At 64.5% G+C, this 16,582-nt stretch carries 19 protein-coding genes; 8 read left to right on the top strand and 11 right to left on the bottom strand.

Annotation, left to right across the window (positions count from 1 at the left end):
- Nucleotides 1-134 precede the first annotated feature (134 nt).
- Both P9230_RS24805 and P9230_RS24800 read right to left on the bottom strand, forming a co-directional pair.
- Nucleotides 135-740, bottom strand: a complete 606-nt coding sequence (locus P9230_RS24805) for a DUF1236 domain-containing protein (RefSeq protein ID WP_278120960.1) — start codon at nucleotides 738-740, stop codon at nucleotides 135-137.
- A gap of 64 nt (nucleotides 741-804) precedes the next feature.
- Nucleotides 805-1,899 carry a putative zinc-binding metallopeptidase gene (locus P9230_RS24800; protein WP_278085938.1) on the bottom strand — a complete coding sequence of 365 codons (1,095 nt, stop codon included), beginning with the start codon at nucleotides 1,897-1,899 and terminating at the stop codon, nucleotides 805-807.
- Here P9230_RS24800 and P9230_RS24795 point away from each other — a divergent pair.
- Both P9230_RS24795 and P9230_RS24790 read left to right on the top strand, forming a co-directional pair.
- Nucleotides 1,876-2,304 carry a hypothetical protein gene (locus P9230_RS24795; protein ID WP_278085939.1) on the top strand — a complete coding sequence of 143 codons (429 nt, stop codon included), beginning with the start codon at nucleotides 1,876-1,878 and terminating at the stop codon, nucleotides 2,302-2,304. The two genes, P9230_RS24800 and P9230_RS24795, sit on opposite strands and share 24 nt — an antisense overlap.
- A gap of 63 nt (nucleotides 2,305-2,367) precedes the next feature.
- Nucleotides 2,368-3,165 carry a lytic transglycosylase domain-containing protein gene (locus P9230_RS24790; protein ID WP_066991813.1) on the top strand — a complete coding sequence of 266 codons (798 nt, stop codon included), beginning with the start codon at nucleotides 2,368-2,370 and terminating at the stop codon, nucleotides 3,163-3,165.
- A 558-nt stretch (nucleotides 3,166-3,723) separates the two neighbouring features.
- Here the strand turns inward: P9230_RS24790 and P9230_RS24785 are convergent.
- Complete coding sequence (locus P9230_RS24785; RefSeq protein ID WP_278120959.1) at nucleotides 3,724-4,947, bottom strand: argininosuccinate synthase; 1,224 nt, start codon at nucleotides 4,945-4,947, stop codon at nucleotides 3,724-3,726.
- Nucleotides 4,948-5,139: 192 nt separating this feature from the next.
- On the opposite strand from P9230_RS24785, the gene P9230_RS24780 reads away from it, so the two are divergent.
- On the top strand, nucleotides 5,140-5,781 hold the full coding sequence (locus P9230_RS24780) for a LysE family translocator (protein ID WP_095799628.1): 642 nt from the start codon (nucleotides 5,140-5,142) through the stop codon (nucleotides 5,779-5,781).
- A gap of 14 nt (nucleotides 5,782-5,795) precedes the next feature.
- On the opposite strand, the gene P9230_RS24775 is transcribed toward P9230_RS24780, so the two are convergent.
- Together P9230_RS24775 and rlmN are read right to left on the bottom strand one after the other, a co-directional pair.
- Entirely contained in the window at nucleotides 5,796-6,263 is a 468-nt protein-coding gene (locus P9230_RS24775) for a hypothetical protein (RefSeq protein ID WP_278120958.1), read from the bottom strand.
- Nucleotides 6,260-7,495 carry a 23S rRNA (adenine(2503)-C(2))-methyltransferase RlmN gene (gene rlmN, locus P9230_RS24770; protein WP_278120957.1) on the bottom strand — a complete coding sequence of 412 codons (1,236 nt, stop codon included), beginning with the start codon at nucleotides 7,493-7,495 and terminating at the stop codon, nucleotides 6,260-6,262. Before rlmN ends, P9230_RS24775 begins: the two co-directional genes overlap by 4 nt.
- A 225-nt stretch (nucleotides 7,496-7,720) precedes the next feature.
- Between rlmN and P9230_RS24765 the strand changes: the two genes are divergently transcribed.
- Both P9230_RS24765 and P9230_RS24760 read left to right on the top strand, forming a co-directional pair.
- Entirely contained in the window at nucleotides 7,721-8,020 is a 300-nt protein-coding gene (locus P9230_RS24765) for a hypothetical protein (RefSeq protein WP_066991794.1), read from the top strand.
- 181 nt (nucleotides 8,021-8,201) lie between these two features.
- Nucleotides 8,202-9,548, top strand: a complete 1,347-nt coding sequence (locus P9230_RS24760) for a chloride channel protein (RefSeq protein ID WP_067323698.1) — start codon at nucleotides 8,202-8,204, stop codon at nucleotides 9,546-9,548.
- A gap of 98 nt (nucleotides 9,549-9,646) precedes the next feature.
- Here the strand turns inward: P9230_RS24760 and P9230_RS24755 are convergent, their stop codons facing one another.
- The 4 genes from P9230_RS24755 to P9230_RS24740 all read right to left on the bottom strand — a co-directional run bounded on the left by P9230_RS24755 (nucleotide 9,647) and on the right by P9230_RS24740 (nucleotide 11,204).
- Nucleotides 9,647-10,153, bottom strand: coding sequence for an invasion associated locus B family protein (locus P9230_RS24755; RefSeq protein ID WP_066991787.1), 507 nt, complete (start codon nucleotides 10,151-10,153; stop codon nucleotides 9,647-9,649).
- A 59-nt stretch (nucleotides 10,154-10,212) separates the two neighbouring features.
- Entirely contained in the window at nucleotides 10,213-10,422 is a 210-nt protein-coding gene (locus P9230_RS24750; protein ID WP_278120956.1) for a hypothetical protein, read from the bottom strand.
- Complete coding sequence (locus P9230_RS24745) at nucleotides 10,419-10,781, bottom strand: YkvA family protein (RefSeq protein WP_278120955.1); 363 nt, start codon at nucleotides 10,779-10,781, stop codon at nucleotides 10,419-10,421. The genes P9230_RS24750 and P9230_RS24745 overlap by 4 nt, the downstream gene beginning before the upstream one ends.
- Before the next feature lie 129 nt (nucleotides 10,782-10,910).
- The gene (locus tag P9230_RS24740) at nucleotides 10,911-11,204 is read right to left on the bottom strand and encodes a 4a-hydroxytetrahydrobiopterin dehydratase (RefSeq protein WP_066991930.1); all 294 of its coding nucleotides are present in this window, start codon (nucleotides 11,202-11,204) and stop codon (nucleotides 10,911-10,913) included.
- Between the two features lie 49 nt (nucleotides 11,205-11,253).
- On the opposite strand from P9230_RS24740, the gene P9230_RS24735 reads away from it, so the two are divergent.
- Entirely contained in the window at nucleotides 11,254-11,772 is a 519-nt protein-coding gene (locus P9230_RS24735; protein ID WP_082980364.1) for a low molecular weight protein-tyrosine-phosphatase, read from the top strand.
- On the opposite strand, the gene thpR is transcribed toward P9230_RS24735, so the two are convergent.
- The gene (gene thpR, locus P9230_RS24730; RefSeq protein WP_128373111.1) at nucleotides 11,676-12,272 is read right to left on the bottom strand and encodes an RNA 2',3'-cyclic phosphodiesterase; all 597 of its coding nucleotides are present in this window, start codon (nucleotides 12,270-12,272) and stop codon (nucleotides 11,676-11,678) included. The genes P9230_RS24735 and thpR overlap by 97 nt on opposite strands.
- Nucleotides 12,273-12,393: 121 nt before the next feature.
- Nucleotides 12,394-13,035, bottom strand: a complete 642-nt coding sequence (locus tag P9230_RS24725; RefSeq protein ID WP_095799624.1) for an arylesterase — start codon at nucleotides 13,033-13,035, stop codon at nucleotides 12,394-12,396.
- A gap of 84 nt (nucleotides 13,036-13,119) precedes the next feature.
- On the opposite strand from P9230_RS24725, the gene P9230_RS24720 reads away from it, so the two are divergent.
- A complete protein-coding gene (locus P9230_RS24720; RefSeq protein ID WP_278120954.1) occupies nucleotides 13,120-13,818 on the top strand; it encodes an ABC transporter ATP-binding protein in 699 nt (232 codons plus the stop codon).
- Nucleotides 13,818-16,358 carry an ABC transporter permease gene (locus P9230_RS24715; RefSeq protein WP_278120953.1) on the top strand — a complete coding sequence of 847 codons (2,541 nt, stop codon included), beginning with the start codon at nucleotides 13,818-13,820 and terminating at the stop codon, nucleotides 16,356-16,358. Before P9230_RS24720 ends, P9230_RS24715 begins: the two co-directional genes overlap by 1 nt.
- Nucleotides 16,359-16,582 lie beyond the last annotated feature (224 nt).

Below are 16,582 nucleotides of genomic sequence, written 5' to 3'. Positions count from 1 at the left end.
TCAACCACCAAATCCCGCCGGCGCTGCAAATCCGGCGCGCGGCCCCCCCCCCCCCCCCCCCCGCCCCCACCCCCTAAAAAAACCCCCCCCCCCCCCCCCCGGCCCCCCGCCCCCCCCCTTTCGAATACCCTGGATCAGCGCATCACATAGACGATGCGCCGCGTGCCCGGATCAACCAGCGCCGGCTGGTTGTTCACATAGACATAGCGGTAGTTGTAATCCGGGATCTCGCGCAGCTCGACCGTGTCGGGCAGCACCGCGCCGGTCACCACTTCGCCCTCGAGATAGAGCGGTTCGACCCGGTGCGTGGTGACATAGGTGCCGACCTCGGCCGGCGGCCTGGCGATCGGCTCGATGGCATCGTCGCCGGAAACGATGGCGCCGGTGTAGGTGTCAGTGGTGTAGATATCATCGGTCGGCGGAGCCACGACGGCAATGCCGGCATCGGCCGGCCGGCGCGTCACCACAACACGGCTGCCGCCGAATTCGGCTGTCACATAGTCGGAATAAACCCAACCTTTGCCGCCGGCTTCGGCGATGGTGCACCATTTACTGCCTTCGATGCAGCCTCTGAGCGTCGCCGACTGGCCGGCAGCCAGCACGCCGATAACGGGATATTGCGGGCCAGGGCCGGCGCGGACATTCAGATCCGTCACTGCCGAGACGGGCGTGTCGGCAAGCGCCGCGCCCGACATGGCAAGCAGCGCACCGGCAAGTGCCGGAAACAATAGACTTTTCATGATTTCTCTCCGTTCTCAACGCTCCCTCGGGCTCGAAAACGAACCAGAACCTTATGCGTTCCGGCTAAAGTGCCGTCGCCTGCTCACGAATTGTTCCATTTGTTGTGGGCAAGTCGGTCAAAAGCTGGTGAACGAAGGCCAGTTTTTGCGCCGTCATCTCCGAAATGACGAAGGGATAAAGGTCGGGCAGACCCATGCAGCGGTTGATCGAATTGGAGGCCTCCGACAGCACCAGCCAGCGGGCGAGGATCCTTTCGAACGGTTCCGGCGCCGGATCGGGTTCGGCGGGCTCCCGCAGCGGATCTCCCCCTGTATCGCCAGGCGGCAGGTCGTTGGCTTCCACTGTCTCCAGCCGGCCGAGCGGAAAATTCAGCGCATGCACCATCTCCAGCGTGTCCGTGATGTGCAGGTGGTGCGCCCAGGTCTCGGCCCAGTCTTCCCAGGGGTGGGATGCCGCATAGGCCGAGATGTGGCGCTGCTCCCAGTCCGGCGGCGCGCCCTTGGCGTAGTGGGCCTTCAGCGCTTGCTCGTAGTCAACCCGCTCGTCGCCGAACAGAGCGCGAAAGCTCGAAAGTCGCTCGGGATCGTCGCGGATCAGCCGGTCCCAGTAATAATGGCCGAGCTCGTGGCGGAAGTGACCGAGCAAGGTGCGGTAGTTCTCGCCCATTTCGACGCGCCGCCGCTCGCGCTCGGCGGAATCGGCCTCGGCGACGTTGAGGGTGATCCTGCCGTTGTCGTGGCCGGTCAGGATGCGCTCGCCGCCTGGTCCGCCGCCGATCGGATCGGCGAGGAAGTCGAAAGCGAGCCCGGCCTCGTCCTGCGGTCCGGCCTTGGGCGCCACCGGGAAGCCGAAGGCAAGCAGCGAATAGACGGCGCGTTTCTTGGCCGCCTCGACGCGGATCCAGCGCCGGCGGTTGCCCTCCACCGAAAGGTCGGGGATCAATTGGTTGAGCGCGCAAGCGCGGCAGAAAATCCTGCCCGGCTCGGCCCGCCAGTTGCAGGCGCACTCGTCGGCATTTCCGCATGGAACGGCGTCGCCGCCGCAAAGCACGAAACACGCCCGCTCCGGATCGTAAAGCACCAGGCTTGAACAGTTCAGGCATTGCGCGTTCTCGAAATAGAGACGGTGGCCGCAATGAGGGCAGTCGAACAGCTTCATCGGTCATCGAACCGCGAGAAAAAGGTCAACGAAGTTGGGCAACGCCCAAACGCCCGTCGCCGGCCGTCGTTCCGTTTCTATTTCGTCGCGAGCAGGGCGACGCCCCGCCTGGCCACGCTTTCGCCTGACAATGTCGCGCCGCAACAAAGCCTGGGTGAGCGGTCCGGCGACATGCTCGCCGGCGAAGAAGATCTTCTCCGCCACCGCCTGCATCAGTGTGGCGCGCGCTTCGGAACAGCCGGGATGGGCAGCCGCATAGCCGAGCCTGCGCCAATGATCACAATATCGACGTCTTCCCTCAAGACACGCCACAATAAATCCTTGCGCCATAATTTATGCTTGATCGTGGGCAAATTCCCCGGCATTCGCCAGCTTCAAGCGCCGCGCAGCCCGCGCGGGCGGTGACAACCGGGCGCTTCACTGGCAGATTTGCAGCCGGGACGTGATTCAGGCAACCAGGAGAACGATATGGCATTTTTTGCCAAGGGAAGGATTTTCATGGCCGCCGTTGTGGCGGCTTTCGGGCTGGCAACAGGCGCGCAGGCCGCGGCCAGCTGCGGCAAGAACGGCGCCGGCTTCGACGCATGGAAACAGCAATTTGCCGCGGAAGCACAAGCCGAGGGCGTGGGCCAGAGGGGTCTGTCCGCGTTGGCCGGCGCGACTTACGCGACAAGGACGATCGCTGCCGACCGCGCGATCCACAAGGCTTTCAGCGGCTCGGTGGAAGCGTTCATGCAGCGTCGTGGCGGGGCCGCGATTATTTCCAAGGGCCGTGCGTTGAAGAAGCAGAACGCGGCGATGTTCGACAGGATCGAACAGACTTACGGCGTGCCGCCGGGCGTCCTGCTTGCGATCTGGGGCATGGAGACTGGCTTCGGCGCGTCGATGGGCAACCAGAACACGGTCTCCGCCATTCTGACGCTGGCCTATGATTGCCGCCGCCCGGACTATTTCACCCCCCATGCCATCGCCGCCCTGAAGCTGGTCGATCGCGGCGCGCTGACCGCCTCCTCGGTCGGCGCCATGCATGGCGAGATCGGCCATACGCAGTTCCTGCCCGGAAATGTTCTGAAGTATGGCGTCGGCAACGGAAATCTGCGCGACAGGAACACCGCGCTGGCTTCCACCGCCAACTTCCTCAAAGCCCATGGCTGGCAGGCCGGCGCGGGATATGAGGCGAATATGGGCGCCATCGCCGGCTGGAATTCGGCAAGCGTCTACCAGCAGGCCATCGCCCGCATCGCCGAGGCGATCGACGCCAACTGATGCAATATCTCCATTCCAACGAGAAGCCCGGCCTGCGCCGGGCTTTTTGTTACGGAGCAAGGATCAAAACCCAACCACCCGGAACGACCAGGTTCGATCTCATCACCTAACTCTCAATCGTTCGCGTAGCCGCTCAATGGACATTTCCGGGAAACGGGAATCTGGAAGGTACCGGTAGTGCCGTTGCAGGTACGGAATTTGGGGTTCCGCGGCGCTGAAGGAGCCGCCTTCGGCCTGTCCTCGATCACCGTCGGGACTCCGGCAGCTTGCGAGTAGCTGCCGCCTACGGGGCATTTCTCGGAAGCGGCAACCTCGAAGGAGCCGGTGATAACATTTGAGCAGGTACGGAATTTAGAGTTCCGCGGCGCCGTTGTGGCCGCAGCAACCGCCACTGTTGAAACCCCCCGCATCCCGCTAGCGAACTTGATTGGAGCGGCGGAAAGGTCAAACGATAATTTCTCTGAAGTGGTCTGAACTTTTCTTAGATTAGATACGCGAAATAAAACCCGGCGTCTCCGCCGGGTTTTCCCGCTTATCTCAACTTTCGACGTTCGGATATCAGCCTTCGCGGTTCCTTGCCGCCAGCGTCCGCAACCGCAGCGCGTTGAGACGGATGAAGCCGGCGGCGTCCTTCTGGTCGTAAGCGCCGCGGTCGTCCTCGAAGGTGACCAGCGCATCGGAATAGAGCGTCTTCTTCGACCTGCGGCCGGTGACGATGACATTGCCCTTGTAGAGCTTCAGCCGCACCGCGCCTTCGACGTCTTCCTGGCTCTTGTCGATCATTGCCTGCAGCATCACGCGCTCGGGCGAGAACCAGAAGCCGTTGTAGATCAGCTCGGCATAGCGCGGCATGAACTCGTCCTTGAGGTGCGCGGCACCGCGGTCGAGCGTGATCGATTCGATCGCCCGGTGGGCGGCGATCAGGATGGTGCCGCCGGGGGTCTCGTAGACGCCGCGCGACTTCATGCCGACGAAGCGGTTTTCGACAAGGTCCAGGCGGCCGATGCCGTTGTCGCGGCCGAGGTCGTTGAGCGCCGCCAGCATGGCAGCCGGCGACAGCTTCTTGCCATTGAGCGCGACCGGATCGCCCTTCAGGAACTCGATCTCGATCTCGGTGACGACGTCCGGCGCGTCCATCGGCGAGACGGTGCGCTGGTGGACGAATTCCGGCGGCTCGCTCCACGGATCCTCGAGCACCTTGCCTTCCGAGGAGGAATGCAAAAGGTTGGCGTCGACCGAGAACGGCGCATCGCCGCGCTTGTCCTTCGGCACCGGGATCTGATGCTGCTCGGCGAAGTTGATGAGATCGGTGCGCGACTTGAACGACCAGTCGCGCCACGGCGCGATGACCTTGATGTCGGGGTTCAGCGCGTAAGCCGACAATTCGAAGCGGACCTGGTCGTTGCCCTTGCCGGTGGCGCCATGGGCGATGGCGTCGGCACCTGTTTCTTTGGCGATCTCGACCAGGTGCTTGGAGATCAGCGGCCGGGCGATCGAAGTGCCGAGCAGATATGTACCCTCATAGACGGCGTTGGCGCGGAACATCGGGAAGACGAAGTCCGAAACGAATTCCTCGCGCACGTCGACGATGCGGATGTCCTTGATGCCCATCATCTCGGCCTTGCGGCGCGCCGGCTCCAGCTCGCCGCCCTGGCCGAGATCGGCGGTGAAGGTGACGACTTCGGCGCCGAGCTCGGTCTGCAGCCATTTCAAGATGATGGAGGTGTCGAGGCCGCCGGAATAGGCGAGCACGACTTTCTTGACGTCTTTGATCTTGGACATTTTGGCGGTTCCGCGGGAAAATGGCTTCGCGGGCGAGGTATCACGGCCGTTCCGGGCGGCGCAAGAGACGAAGCTGCGCCTCGCCATGGCACAGGCTGGGCCAGATGTTTGCTTCCGGCAGGGGCTGGCGAGGGAAAAAACGCCGCGCTATAGGCAGTGCGATCCAGTCCGAGGCGACCCCCAAGGCGACCCATGTCCTTCATTCCCGACACTTCGACGCTCATCCAGTTCGCCATCGCCACGGTCATCCTGGCGATCACGCCGGGACCCGACATGACGCTGTTCGTGTCGCGCACGCTGAGCCAGGGCCGCGCCACCGGCTTCGCCTCGATGGCAGGCGCGCTATGCGGCACGTTGGTCCACACCACGCTGGTGGTGGTCGGCGTCTCGGCGCTGATCGTGGCCTCTCCCATGGCTTTCTTTGCGCTGAAGATTTTCGGCGCCGGCTATCTGGTGTTTTTAGCCTGGCAGGCGGTGGCCAAAGGCTCGGCCTTTTCGCCGGAGAAGAAGACGGGACCGCAAATCTCGCTGTTCCGCAGCTGGGCGGCCGGGCTCGGGGTCAATCTCCTCAACCCGAAGATCATCCTGTTCTTCATGACGTTCCTGCCGCAATTCGTCTCCGCGCATGACCCGAACGCACCCGGCAAGCTGTTCTTCCTCGGCATCACATTCATCGTGCTGTCGATCCCGGTGACGGCGCCGATGGTGCTCGCGGCGGAGAAATTCGCGGCGGCGATGAAGGCGAGCCCGCGCGTCACGCGCGTGGTCGACTATCTGTTCGGCGGCGTGTTCTCGGCTTTCGCGCTCAAGATCCTGACGGCACAGGCGAAGTAAAGCCCGCGCCGAGCTCAGGGCTCCAGATCGGGCAGCGCCTCGCGGCGCCAGCTTCCGGCCCAGCGGCCGGCAGAGAGCCAATAGAAGATGCCGCCGACCATGCCGCTGCCGATCAGCGCGAGCCTGACATTGTTGTCGGCGACATCGAAATCGCCGTCGCCGATGTTATGCGCGAAGCCGAGGAAGACGACGGCGATGACGGCGCCGCCCAGCGCATAGAACAGCCAGTCGCGGCGGCCGAGCACTTCCGCGATCAGGATGACGATCGCTGCCGGCATGAAGCCGAAATAGGCGACGAACAGTGCCAGGAAAGGCACCGAAAAATAGAGCGCGGGCGCGATCGTCGGATTTCCGGGCTCCGGCGCATAGCCGAAATAGCCGAGGAACAGCACGTTGAGGAAAGCGCTCGCCGCCAGCGAGGCGATCACATAGCCGATCAGGATGGCGGCGAAGCGGACGAGATAGGCGATGATACGCCTCACGCCTCGCCGTGTCCCGCGATCATCATCGCTTCAAGCGCCAGCCGGTCCACCTTGCGCATGCGTTCCGATTCCGACTTGAGCTGGCCGCATGCGGCGAGAATGTCGCGGCCACGCGGCGTGCGGATCGGTGAGGCATAGCCGGCACTGTTGATGTAGTCGGCGAACTTCTCGATCGTCTCCCAGTCCGAGCACTGGTAGTTGGTGCCGGGCCAGGGGTTGAACGGGATCAGGTTGATCTTGGCCGGAATGCCCTTGAGCAGCTTGACCAGCGCCTTGGCGTCCTCGAGGGAATCGTTGACGTCCTTCAGCATCACATATTCGAAGGTGATGCGGCGGGCGTTGGAGAGACCCGGATAGGCGCGGCAGGCAGCGATCAGCTCCTTCAGCGGATACTTCTTGTTGATCGGCACCAGCAGGTCGCGCAGGTCGTCATTGGTGGCATGCAGCGAGATCGCCAGCATAACGCCGATCTCCTCGCCGGTGCGGGCAATCTCCGGCACGACCCCCGAGGTCGACAGCGTGATGCGTCTTTTCGATAGGGAAAGTCCGTCGCCGTCGGAAGCGATCAGCAGCGCCTTCTTCACCGCCTCGAAATTGTAGAGCGGCTCGCCCATGCCCATCATGACGATGTTGGATACCTTGCGGCCCTCGGCCGGCACGATGGCGCCGTCCGGCGTGTCGCGGTCGGGGAAGTCACCGAGGCGGTCGCGCGCGGTGAGCAGCTGCGCCAGGATTTCTTCCGTCGTCAGGTTGCGCACCAGCTTCTGCGTGCCGGTGTGGCAGAAGGAGCAGGTCAGCGTGCAGCCGACCTGCGAGGAGATGCAGAGCGTGCCGCGGCCTTCCTCCGGAATATAGACGGTCTCGATCTCGACCGGACGGCCGGCGCCGCGCGGCGGAAAGCGAAACAGCCATTTGCGCGTGCCGTCGGAAGAGATCTGCTCCTCGACGATGTCGGGCCGCGCAACGGTGAAGTGCTTATCGAGTTCGGCGCGCAGATCCTTGGAGATGTTGAACATATGGGCGAAGTCGGAGACCCCGCGCACATACATCCAGTGCCAGAGCTGCTGGGCGCGCATCTTCGCCTGGCGCTCCGGCACGATGCCGGCCTCAACCAGAGCGGCGCCAAGCTCGGCACGCGTCAGGCCGATCAGCGACGGCTTTTCGGCCGGCGTGGCGCGGGCGCGCAAGGCGTCGCGGGCGCCTTCGGCGGTCAGATCGAATGAAAGGGTCATGGTTGCGCCAATATAAGCGGTTTGCGGCCGATTTCAGCATCGTGCCTGAAATGAAGCGCGGCGCATAGCACAGCTTGCGGCCGGAGTCATGTCGGCGGCAGAGGCGGCCGGTGTCGCTATTCCCGCCTCGGGTGAGATCACATATTCGTGTTGGCGTAACAGCTCGAAGCGCACCCGCGAACCTGAAAGGGGCGACTATGCCCTTGCAGAAATGGAGTACGCGGAATGCATTCGATCAAGCTTGTTGCCGTCGCCGGTCTCGCAAGCCTTTTTGCCTCGCAGGCGTTCGCCGAGGATACGATGGGCACGATGACCATGATGAAGGGTGGGCAAGTGACGGCGATCATGCCCGACGGCCATATGGGCACCATGATGCCTGACGCCAAGATGAGCGCCGAAATGATGAAGATGGCGAAGCCGATCAAGCATTGCATGATGATAATCACCGACGCCAAAGGCAAAGCCTACATGATCGATACGTCGACCAAGAAGGCCCAGGCCGAATGTGAAAAGATGGCGATGTGAGAGTGGTCGGACTCGCCAACCCTGCTGCCCGCCGGCGCAGGCCGGCGGGATATCCAAACCGCGGTCCTACCCTGGCTCCTCGATCTCCGATTTTCGTCGCTCGCCTCGACCTGACCTGACCTCGCAGGCTTGATCCTCCCTCTCAGTGTGCTAGGGGCGGGTCATCACCCAGAGGACAGGCATGGCCGGCATATCGCGTAGATACCCGATGCTGCGGCGCTCGCAGGCTATGTGGGCGTCGCGCCGCGTCTGGCAGCCGCGCCTTGTGTTCTGGGCCGGCGCCATCTCGATCGGCTTGATCAGCGTGCTGTTCGCCCTGCTGGCCGACCGGGCGCAGGCGCTGTTCCACGTCGTCACCGGCGGCGATAGCGGCAGCTGGCGCTTTTATCTGCCGCTGGTCATGACGCCCGCGGGCTTCGTGATTTGCGCCTGGCTTGCCCATTCCTTCTTTCCGGGATCGCAAGGCAGCGGCATTCCGCAGGCGATCGCCGCCCGTCACCTGCGCGATGACGAGGATCGCGGCCACCTTCTTTCGCTGCGCCTGGCAGCGGGCAAGGTTGCGCTTACCGTCATCGGTCTCGCCTGCGGCGGATCGATCGGCCGCGAGGGCCCGACGGTGCAGGTCGGCGCCTCACTCATGCTTCAGGCGGCGCGCTGGGGCGGCATGGCGCAGGCGCGCGGCCTGATCCTGGCCGGCTCGGCTGCCGGCGTCGCCGCCGCCTTCAACACGCCGCTCGCCGGCATCGTCTTCGCCATCGAGGAGATGGGTCGCGCCTATGAGTCACGGACCAACGGGCTGGTGCTGACGGCGGTGATCCTCGCCGGCCTCGCCTCGCTCGGCCTGCTCGGCAACTACACCTATTTCGGCGTCGCCAGGGACACGGTGGCCTTCGCCACCGACTGGCCGCTGGTGATTGCCTGCGGCGTCATCGGCGGCGGCTTCGGCGCGCTGTTTTCGCTGTTGGCGCTGAGGATCACGCGGCGCGTCCGACGCTGGAATGGCCTGCAGCCATTGTGGCGCGCGCTGCTCGTGGCTGGCATCTGCGGCTTGGCGGTTGCCGCGATCGGTCTCGTCTCGGGCGGCCTTACCTTCGGAACCGGCTACGCTCAGGCCCGCGGCGCCGTCGAAGGCGCGCCGCTACCCGCGTTCTTCTTCCTGGAAAAATTCGCGGCCGGCGTGCTGTCGATGGTGTCGGGCATTCCGGGCGGCATCTTCGCGCCGTCGTTGGCGGTGGGCGCCGGTCTCGGCAGCACGCTTGGCCTGGCGTTCGGCGCCGGAACAGGCCTCGCCGCGCTGCTCGGCATGGCCGGTTATTTCGCCGGCGTCGTGCAGGCGCCGATGACGGCCTTCGTCATCATCCTCGAAATGACCGGCAACCACGACAACGTCATCGCGCTGATGTGCGCGGCGATGCTGGGCTACGGCACGGCGCGGCTGATCTCCAACGAGCCGCTCTATCACGCGCTGTCACGCGTGTTCATCGCCGAGGCGATCAGGCGGCGCAGGGCCGTCGAGCAGCAAGGCTGAATGGCGAGCTTGGCGCTGTCGCCTTAGTCGCTTGTCCCTGGCCGCATTTGCGGAACACGGACTTCGATATTGCTATCCTCCGCCAAGGGAGCCTCAGCCTATTTGCACTTGGCGATCGAGGCCAGCGCGGCCGAGATGCCCTTCAGCGAAAAGACGTAGGAAGTCGGGTTGCCGCGGCCGGACTTCGCCTGCACCTTCATGTCGGTGCCCGTCTTCATGGCGGCGATCAGCACCGGCTCTTCAGCGGCGTTCTCGACCCAGGCCGACTTGCCGCGGGTGAACATCGAGAAGGACTTCTTGTCGATGGTGACGGTGGCCTTGGAGCCTTCCTGGAAGTTGTAGCCGGCGATGAACTGCGGCTCATAGGACACCTGCTGCCCGGGCCGCTGGCTGACGAAGAAGAACATGTCGCCATGGTCGAGCTTCGGCGGCTGCTTGTCGGTCGGCACCGTGAGCACATAGCAGACCTTGCCGCCTGCCGACTGATAGCTGTAGGTGCCCCAGGCGTTGTGCTGGCCGATCTTGGTCGCCTGCTGCGCCAGCGCCGGCGCCGCGAAGGCGGCCGCCAGGACCAGGCTGGAAACTGTAGCAATCAATCCGCGCATCGTTCTTCCCGTATTCCGAAATGGTGCGGAGGCGGGTCGCATGGCGTCCTGCCGTCGCTTCATTTTGATTTAATCAGGGTTACCAAACGGTGAATTTTTCCCAACAAAAGGAACTCACCCCAGGAAACCGCCGCCATTCGCGCCGCCGCTTCCACGCGGCGGTCGCGATGTCCCGCCGCGAACTTGGAGGGCACGAAAGCGGCAAGAGTTTGTCTTTTCGCGCGGGCGGTTTCGCGGTTTCGTTGTGGCGAAAAGTCAGCCAGGATCAACCTTTGTCGGCGAGGGCGTCCCTGGCGGCCTGCCGGTGCGCCGGGGTGATATGGGCGCTGACGGCGGTGATTGCCGCGGTGAGCACGGCAAGGTCATCGGTGAACCCGAGACCGAGCACGAAGTCGGGGATGAAATCCACCGGCAGCACGAAATAGCCGAGCGCGGCAAGCAGGATACCCTTGGTGCGCAGCGGCGTGTCCTTGTCCATGGCACAATAGTAGGCGGCGACCACCTCTTCCATGAACGGGATCTGCCGGGCAGCCTTCTTGGCCGTGCGCCAGAACTTCTCGCGCACCTCGCCTTCGCCGGCGAGCCTGTCGCCGAAGCCAAAGAAATCGAAACGGGATTCCTGCGCCATCAATCTCTCCTCGGCCACGCGCCAGCTTGCGTTGCGGCCACCGCGGAAGATGTGGTGAAAGCGGCACCCCCCTGCAAGGTCTCCACCGTTGCCAGCCCGGCAAATCGGAATCGGACTTATCGGCAGTCGTCAGCCGAAATAGCGGTTCATCCGCTTCGCCAGTTCGATGTCGAGCGCCGTGACGCCGCCGGCGTCATGCGTGTTCAGCGTGACGTCGACGGTCTTGTAGACGTTCGACCAATCGGGGTGGTGGTCCATCTTCTCGGCGGCCAGCGCCACGCGGGTCATGAAGGCGAAGGCCTCGGAGAAGTTCTTGAAGCCGAAGCTGCGCTTGATGGAGGCGCCGTCGGCCGCCAGCGACCAGCCTTCGAGTTCCGCCAGCGCTGCGGTGATCGCTTCCTTGTTGAGTTTTTCCCTGGTCATGTCGGGTTCCCGTGCTATTCGGAGGTATTCCAACCATAGCGCCGGATCGATGAGCGCAAAGCCCATAAAATCCATTCTGTTCGTCTGCCTCGGCAACATCTGCCGCTCGCCCTTGGCCGAAGGCGTCTTCCGCGCCGTGTGGGCCGAGCGCGGGGAAGGTCGGGACATCCTGCTCGATTCGGCCGCGACCAGCGGCTGGGAGGTCGGCTCCGCGCCCGATCCGCGTTCGATCGCGGTTGCCACAAGGCACGGCATCGACATTTCCGCGCAAAAGGCGCGCAGGATAGCGCTGGACGATTTCTCGCGCTTCGACCTGATTCTCGGCATGGACCGGACAAATGTGCGCGATCTGAAGGCGTTAGCGCCGCAGGCCGCGCGCGACCGCATCCATCTCTTCCTGGAGTTTGCCAGCGGAAATGCGCGCGATGTGCCGGACCCTTACTACGAAGACCAGCAGGCCTTCGTTTCGGTCTACCGCATGATCCGCGAGGCGTCGGAGGCGCTGGCGAAGCGGCTGGAAGCGAGCGGATCGGCGCCAACCAGCGGCCAGGCTTCCTCGACGATGTAGGGGCCGCCGCCGACCGAATCGCGCGACGACATCAAGACGAAGCGGCCGACCCGGAAGGGCAGCGTGGAAAAGTTGCCGCGCGCCGACAGATATTGCGCGACGTCCGCCGGGCTCGAATTGCGCAGGCGCGCGAGCGTCACATGCGGCGAGAATTTGCGCGGATCGGCCGGCAGGCCGAGCCGCTGGCAGATGCGGTCGATCTCGCCCTGCAGCGCCACCAGGTCCGGCGAGGCGGACACGCCGGCCCATACGGCGTGCGGCTTCTTGCCGCCGAAAGCGCCCACGCCGGAGAGCGCCAGGGAGAAGGAGGGACGGTTGACGCGATCGAGCGCATTGGCGATGTCGTCGGCGATATGGCCCTCCACATCGCCGATGAAGCGCAGCGTCAGATGATAGTTTTCGACGTCGATCCAGCGGGCTCCGGGCAGGCCGCCCCGGAGCAGCGAGAGTGAAAGCGCGGCATCACGCGGAATTTCGAGGGCGGTGAAAAGACGTGGCATGGGAAGCCTCCTGTCCTCGAATCGAAACTCTCGCCCCTAGCGAATCATCGATAGCCATGCGGGGCAAGCGGTTTGTTGTCCACAAGCTTTCCCCTGGGGAAACCGTGGCGTTTTGGTCCCATCACGCGCCGCCCTTGGCGGCGATGGCTTTTTCCACAACCGGTAGAATGCCTTTGACCATGACGTCTATTCCCTTCGGGTTGGGATGAAGACCGTCCTCCAGCTGCATGGCCGGGTGGCCGGCGACCCCGTCAAGAAAAAACGGATAGAGCGGAACGGCGTATTTCGCGGCAAGCTTCGGGTAGATGGCGTCGAAGGCCTTCTGGTACTCGGCGCCCAGATTGGGCGCTGCAAGCATGCCTGCCAGGAGCACCGGGATGTTCCGCTGCTTCAACTTGGCCAACATAGCGTCGAGATTTTTCTCGGCGATCTCGGGCGACACGCCGCGCAGCATGTCGTTGGCGCCGAGCTCGAGGATGACGAGCCCGGTGCCGTCGGGCACCGACCAGTCGAGCCGCGCGAGGCCGCCGCTTGTGGTGTCGCCGGAAACGCCGGCATTGCCGACGGCGACGTCGAGGCCTTTTGCCTTCAAGGCCGCCTGCAATTTATCGGTGAAGCCCTCATCGGGACCAAGGCTGAACCCCGCCATCAGGCTGTCGCCGAAGCCGACGATCTTGAACGTATCGGCGCGCGCCGGCGAAATAGCGCCGCAAACCGCCAGGAGAAGAGTGAGGGCTGCGGCAGCTGAGTGTTTGAAAGCCATGCGGCGAGCCCCATATGACCGACACGATTCATGCAAAGGAGACATTTTTTGCCTCCTTCTTCCACCATATAGGGCGCATTCATTGTGACAGAAGCCGTCATCGCATTGAGGGATGTCTCGCTGACGCTCGGCGAGGGCGCCTCCTCCGTCCATGTGCTGAAGGGCGTCAGCCTCGATGTGGCCGCCGGCGAAGCCACCGGGATCGTCGGCCCGTCGGGCTCCGGCAAGTCCACCTTGCTGATGGTTCTGGCCGGGCTGGAAAGGGTCGATTCGGGCACGGTTCGGATCGCCGGAGAATTGCTCAACGGCAGAAGCGAGGACCAGATTGCTTCATTTCGGGGGCGAAACATCGGCATTGTCTTCCAGTCCTTCCACCTTATCCCCAACATGACGGCGCTCGAGAATGTCGCGGTGCCGCTGGAGCTCGCCGGGCACAACGACCCGTTCGGGGTGGCCGCGCAGGAGCTCGCGGCGGTCGGCTTGAGCGACCGCGTGACGCACTATCCGGGAGAGCTTTCGGGCGGCGAGCAGCAGCGCGTGGCGATCGCCAGGGCCCTGGCGCCTTCGCCGCGCATCCTCATTGCCGACGAGCCGACCGGCAACCTCGACCAGGCAACGGGAAAGCAGATCGCCGACCTCCTCTTCGCCAAGGCGGCCGAGCGCGGCATGACGCTGGTGCTGGTCACGCATGATCCGGCGCTTGCGGGCCGCTGCTCGCGCCAGGTGTCGATGCGCTCGGGACGCATCGAGGACGCGCCAAGACAGGCTAAGGTGCCGGCCTGATGCGGACTTTGAGGCTGGCCCTCCGCTTTTCGCTGCGCGAAATGCGCGGCGGCCTGTCCGGCTTCATGATCTTCCTCGCCTGCATCGCGCTTGGCGTCGCGGCGATCGGCGGCGTCAATTCGGTGGCGCAGGCGATTACCGCCGGCGTCGCCAACCAGGGCCAGACGCTGCTCGGCGGCGACTTGCGCTTCCAGATCAACCAGCGCAGCGCTTCGGACGCCGAGCTCGGCTTCATCAAGAGCCTCGGCACGGTCTCGCTGAATTCCGGCATGCGCTCGATGGCGCGGCTCGAGGACGGCTCCGACCAGGCGCTGGTCGAAGCCAAGGCGGTCGACGACGCCTATCCGCTTTACGGCACGCTGGAGACCGATCCGCCTCTGCCCAGGAATGAATTGTTCGGCGAAAGATCCGGCATCTTCGGCGCCGCCGCGCCCGCTCTCTTGTTCGATCGCCTCAATCTGCATATCGGCGACCGCTTGAAGCTTGGCGGCACAACGTTCGAGCTGAGGGCCCGATTGGTCAGCGAACCCGACGCGATTTCCGACGGTTTCGGCTTCGCGCCGCGACTGATGATTTCGCACGACGGGCTGGTCGCGTCAGGACTGGTCCAGCCCGGCAGCCTGGTCGAGAACGCCTATAAGATCCGACTGCCCGATGGCGCGAGCGAGGCGCGGATCAAAGGCATTCAAGCCGAAGCGGCGAAGGATTTTCCGCAGGCCGGCTGGTCGATCCGCACGCGCAGCAACGCAGCCCCGGCGCTTTCCGCCAACATCCAGCGCTTCTCGCAGTTCCTGACGCTGGTCGGGCTGACGGCGCTTGTGGTCGGCGGCGTCGGCGTGGCGAATGCGGTCCGCGCCTATCTCGACGGCAAGCGCGGCGTCATCGCCACCTTCAAGAGCCTCGGCGCCTCCGGGGGCTTCGTCTTCGCCATCTATCTCGTGCAGATCCTTTTGATTGCCGGCCTCGGCATCGTGCTCGGCCTGATCCTGGGTGCGGCAATGCCGTTCGTGGCGAGCGCGCTCCTGCAGTCGGTCATTCCGGTGCCGGCGCAAGGCGGCTTTTATCCCGGCGCGCTTGCGATGGCGGCACTGTTCGGCCTTTTGGTGACGCTGGCCTTCGCGCTGCTGCCGCTCGGCCGCGCCCGCGACGTGCCGGCAACGGCGCTGTTTCGCGAAATGGGGTTCGAAAGCCGCGGCCTGCCGCGCCTGCCCTATGTCGGCGCCGCGCTGACGATCGTGCTCGCGCTGGCGGCGCTCGCCATCCTTTCCGCCGACGATCGGCGCATCGCCTCGATCTTCGTCGGCGCCACCGTCTTTGCCTTCCTGGTGCTGCGGCTGGTGGCGGCGCTGGTCCAATGGCTGGCCCGGCGAAGCCCGCGGCTGCGCTCGGTCTCTCTCAGGCTGGCGCTCGGCAATATCCATCGGCCCGGCGCGCTGACGCCATCGGTGGTGCTGTCGCTCGGGCTCGGCCTGACGCTGCTGGTGACGCTGGCGCTAATCGACGGGAATCTCAGACGCCAGATCTCCGGCAGCCTGCCGGAGCGGGCGCCGAACTTCTTCTTCGTCGACATCCAGAGCAGCGATGTCGATGCCTTTGCCGGCCTGGTCGAAAAGGAAGCGCCACAAGGGATGCTGCTCAAGGTGCCGATGCTGCGCGGCCGGATCATGGCGCTCAACGGCATCGACGTCGACAAGGTGAAGGTCCCCACCGACGGCGCCTGGGTGCTGCGCGGCGACCGCGGGCTGACCTATGACGCAAAGCAGCCGGAAAACGCTACGCTGACCGAAGGCAAATGGTGGCCGCAGGACTATTCCGGCGAGCCGCTGGTGTCGTTCTCGGCCGAGGAAGGCAAAGCGATCGGGCTGAAGCTCGGCGACACCGTCACGGTCAACGTGCTCGGCCGCAACGTGACGGCAAGAATAGCCAGCTTCCGCCAGGTCGAGTGGGAAACCATGGGTATCAATTTCGTCATGATCTTCTCGCCCAATACGTTCGCCGGCGCGCCGCATGGCTGGCTGGCGACGCTGACCGACAGAAAGGCCACCACGGCCGACGACGCGCGGCTGCTCAACGCTGTCACCCGCGCCTTTCCGGCAGTGACGACGGTGAGGGTCAAGGACGCGCTCGACATCGTCAACCGGCTGGTCGCGCAGCTGGGCACTGCGATCCGCGCCGCAGCCGGCGTGGCGCTGATCGCCTCCGTGCTGGTGCTCTCCGGGGCTTTGGCCGCCGGCAACCGGGCGCGCATCCACGACGCGGTGGTGCTGAAGACGCTCGGCGCGACAAGGAGGACGCTGATTGCGGCCTTCTCGCTGGAATATGTGCTGATCGGTCTTGCGACCGCGCTGTTCGCGCTTGCCGCGGGCGGCGTCGCGGCATGGTTCGTGGTGGCCCGCATCATGACGCTGCCGTCGCACTTCATGCCGGAAGTTGCGGTGGCGACGATCCTCGTCTCGCTCGCCGTCACCGTCGGCATCGGCCTTGCCGGCACCTGGCGGGTGCTTGGCCACAAGGCGGCGCCGGTGCTGCGCGAGCTTTGATCCGGCAGCGCCCTTCGATGGCCTGTCTGCGTTAAATCTTGGTAAGAATGCCGGCGGGAAAAGGCTGAAAATCGGGCTTTTGCCTTCTCACGAAGCGTTACCGCTCGTTACCGTCTTGTTCTTGAGGTCGAGAACGCTCATATTTCGCGCTAGGCATGCTGGAGTCCCGCCAGCGGCGCCTGGTCCAAGGAGGTCGCTCCAAGGACCTGTCACCGGACGGGGCA

This window comes from Mesorhizobium sp. WSM4887 (assembly GCF_029625865.1).
Taxonomy (GTDB): Bacteria; Pseudomonadota; Alphaproteobacteria; order Rhizobiales; family Rhizobiaceae; genus Mesorhizobium.
This window is presented reverse-complemented; position numbering and strand designations above follow the sequence as displayed.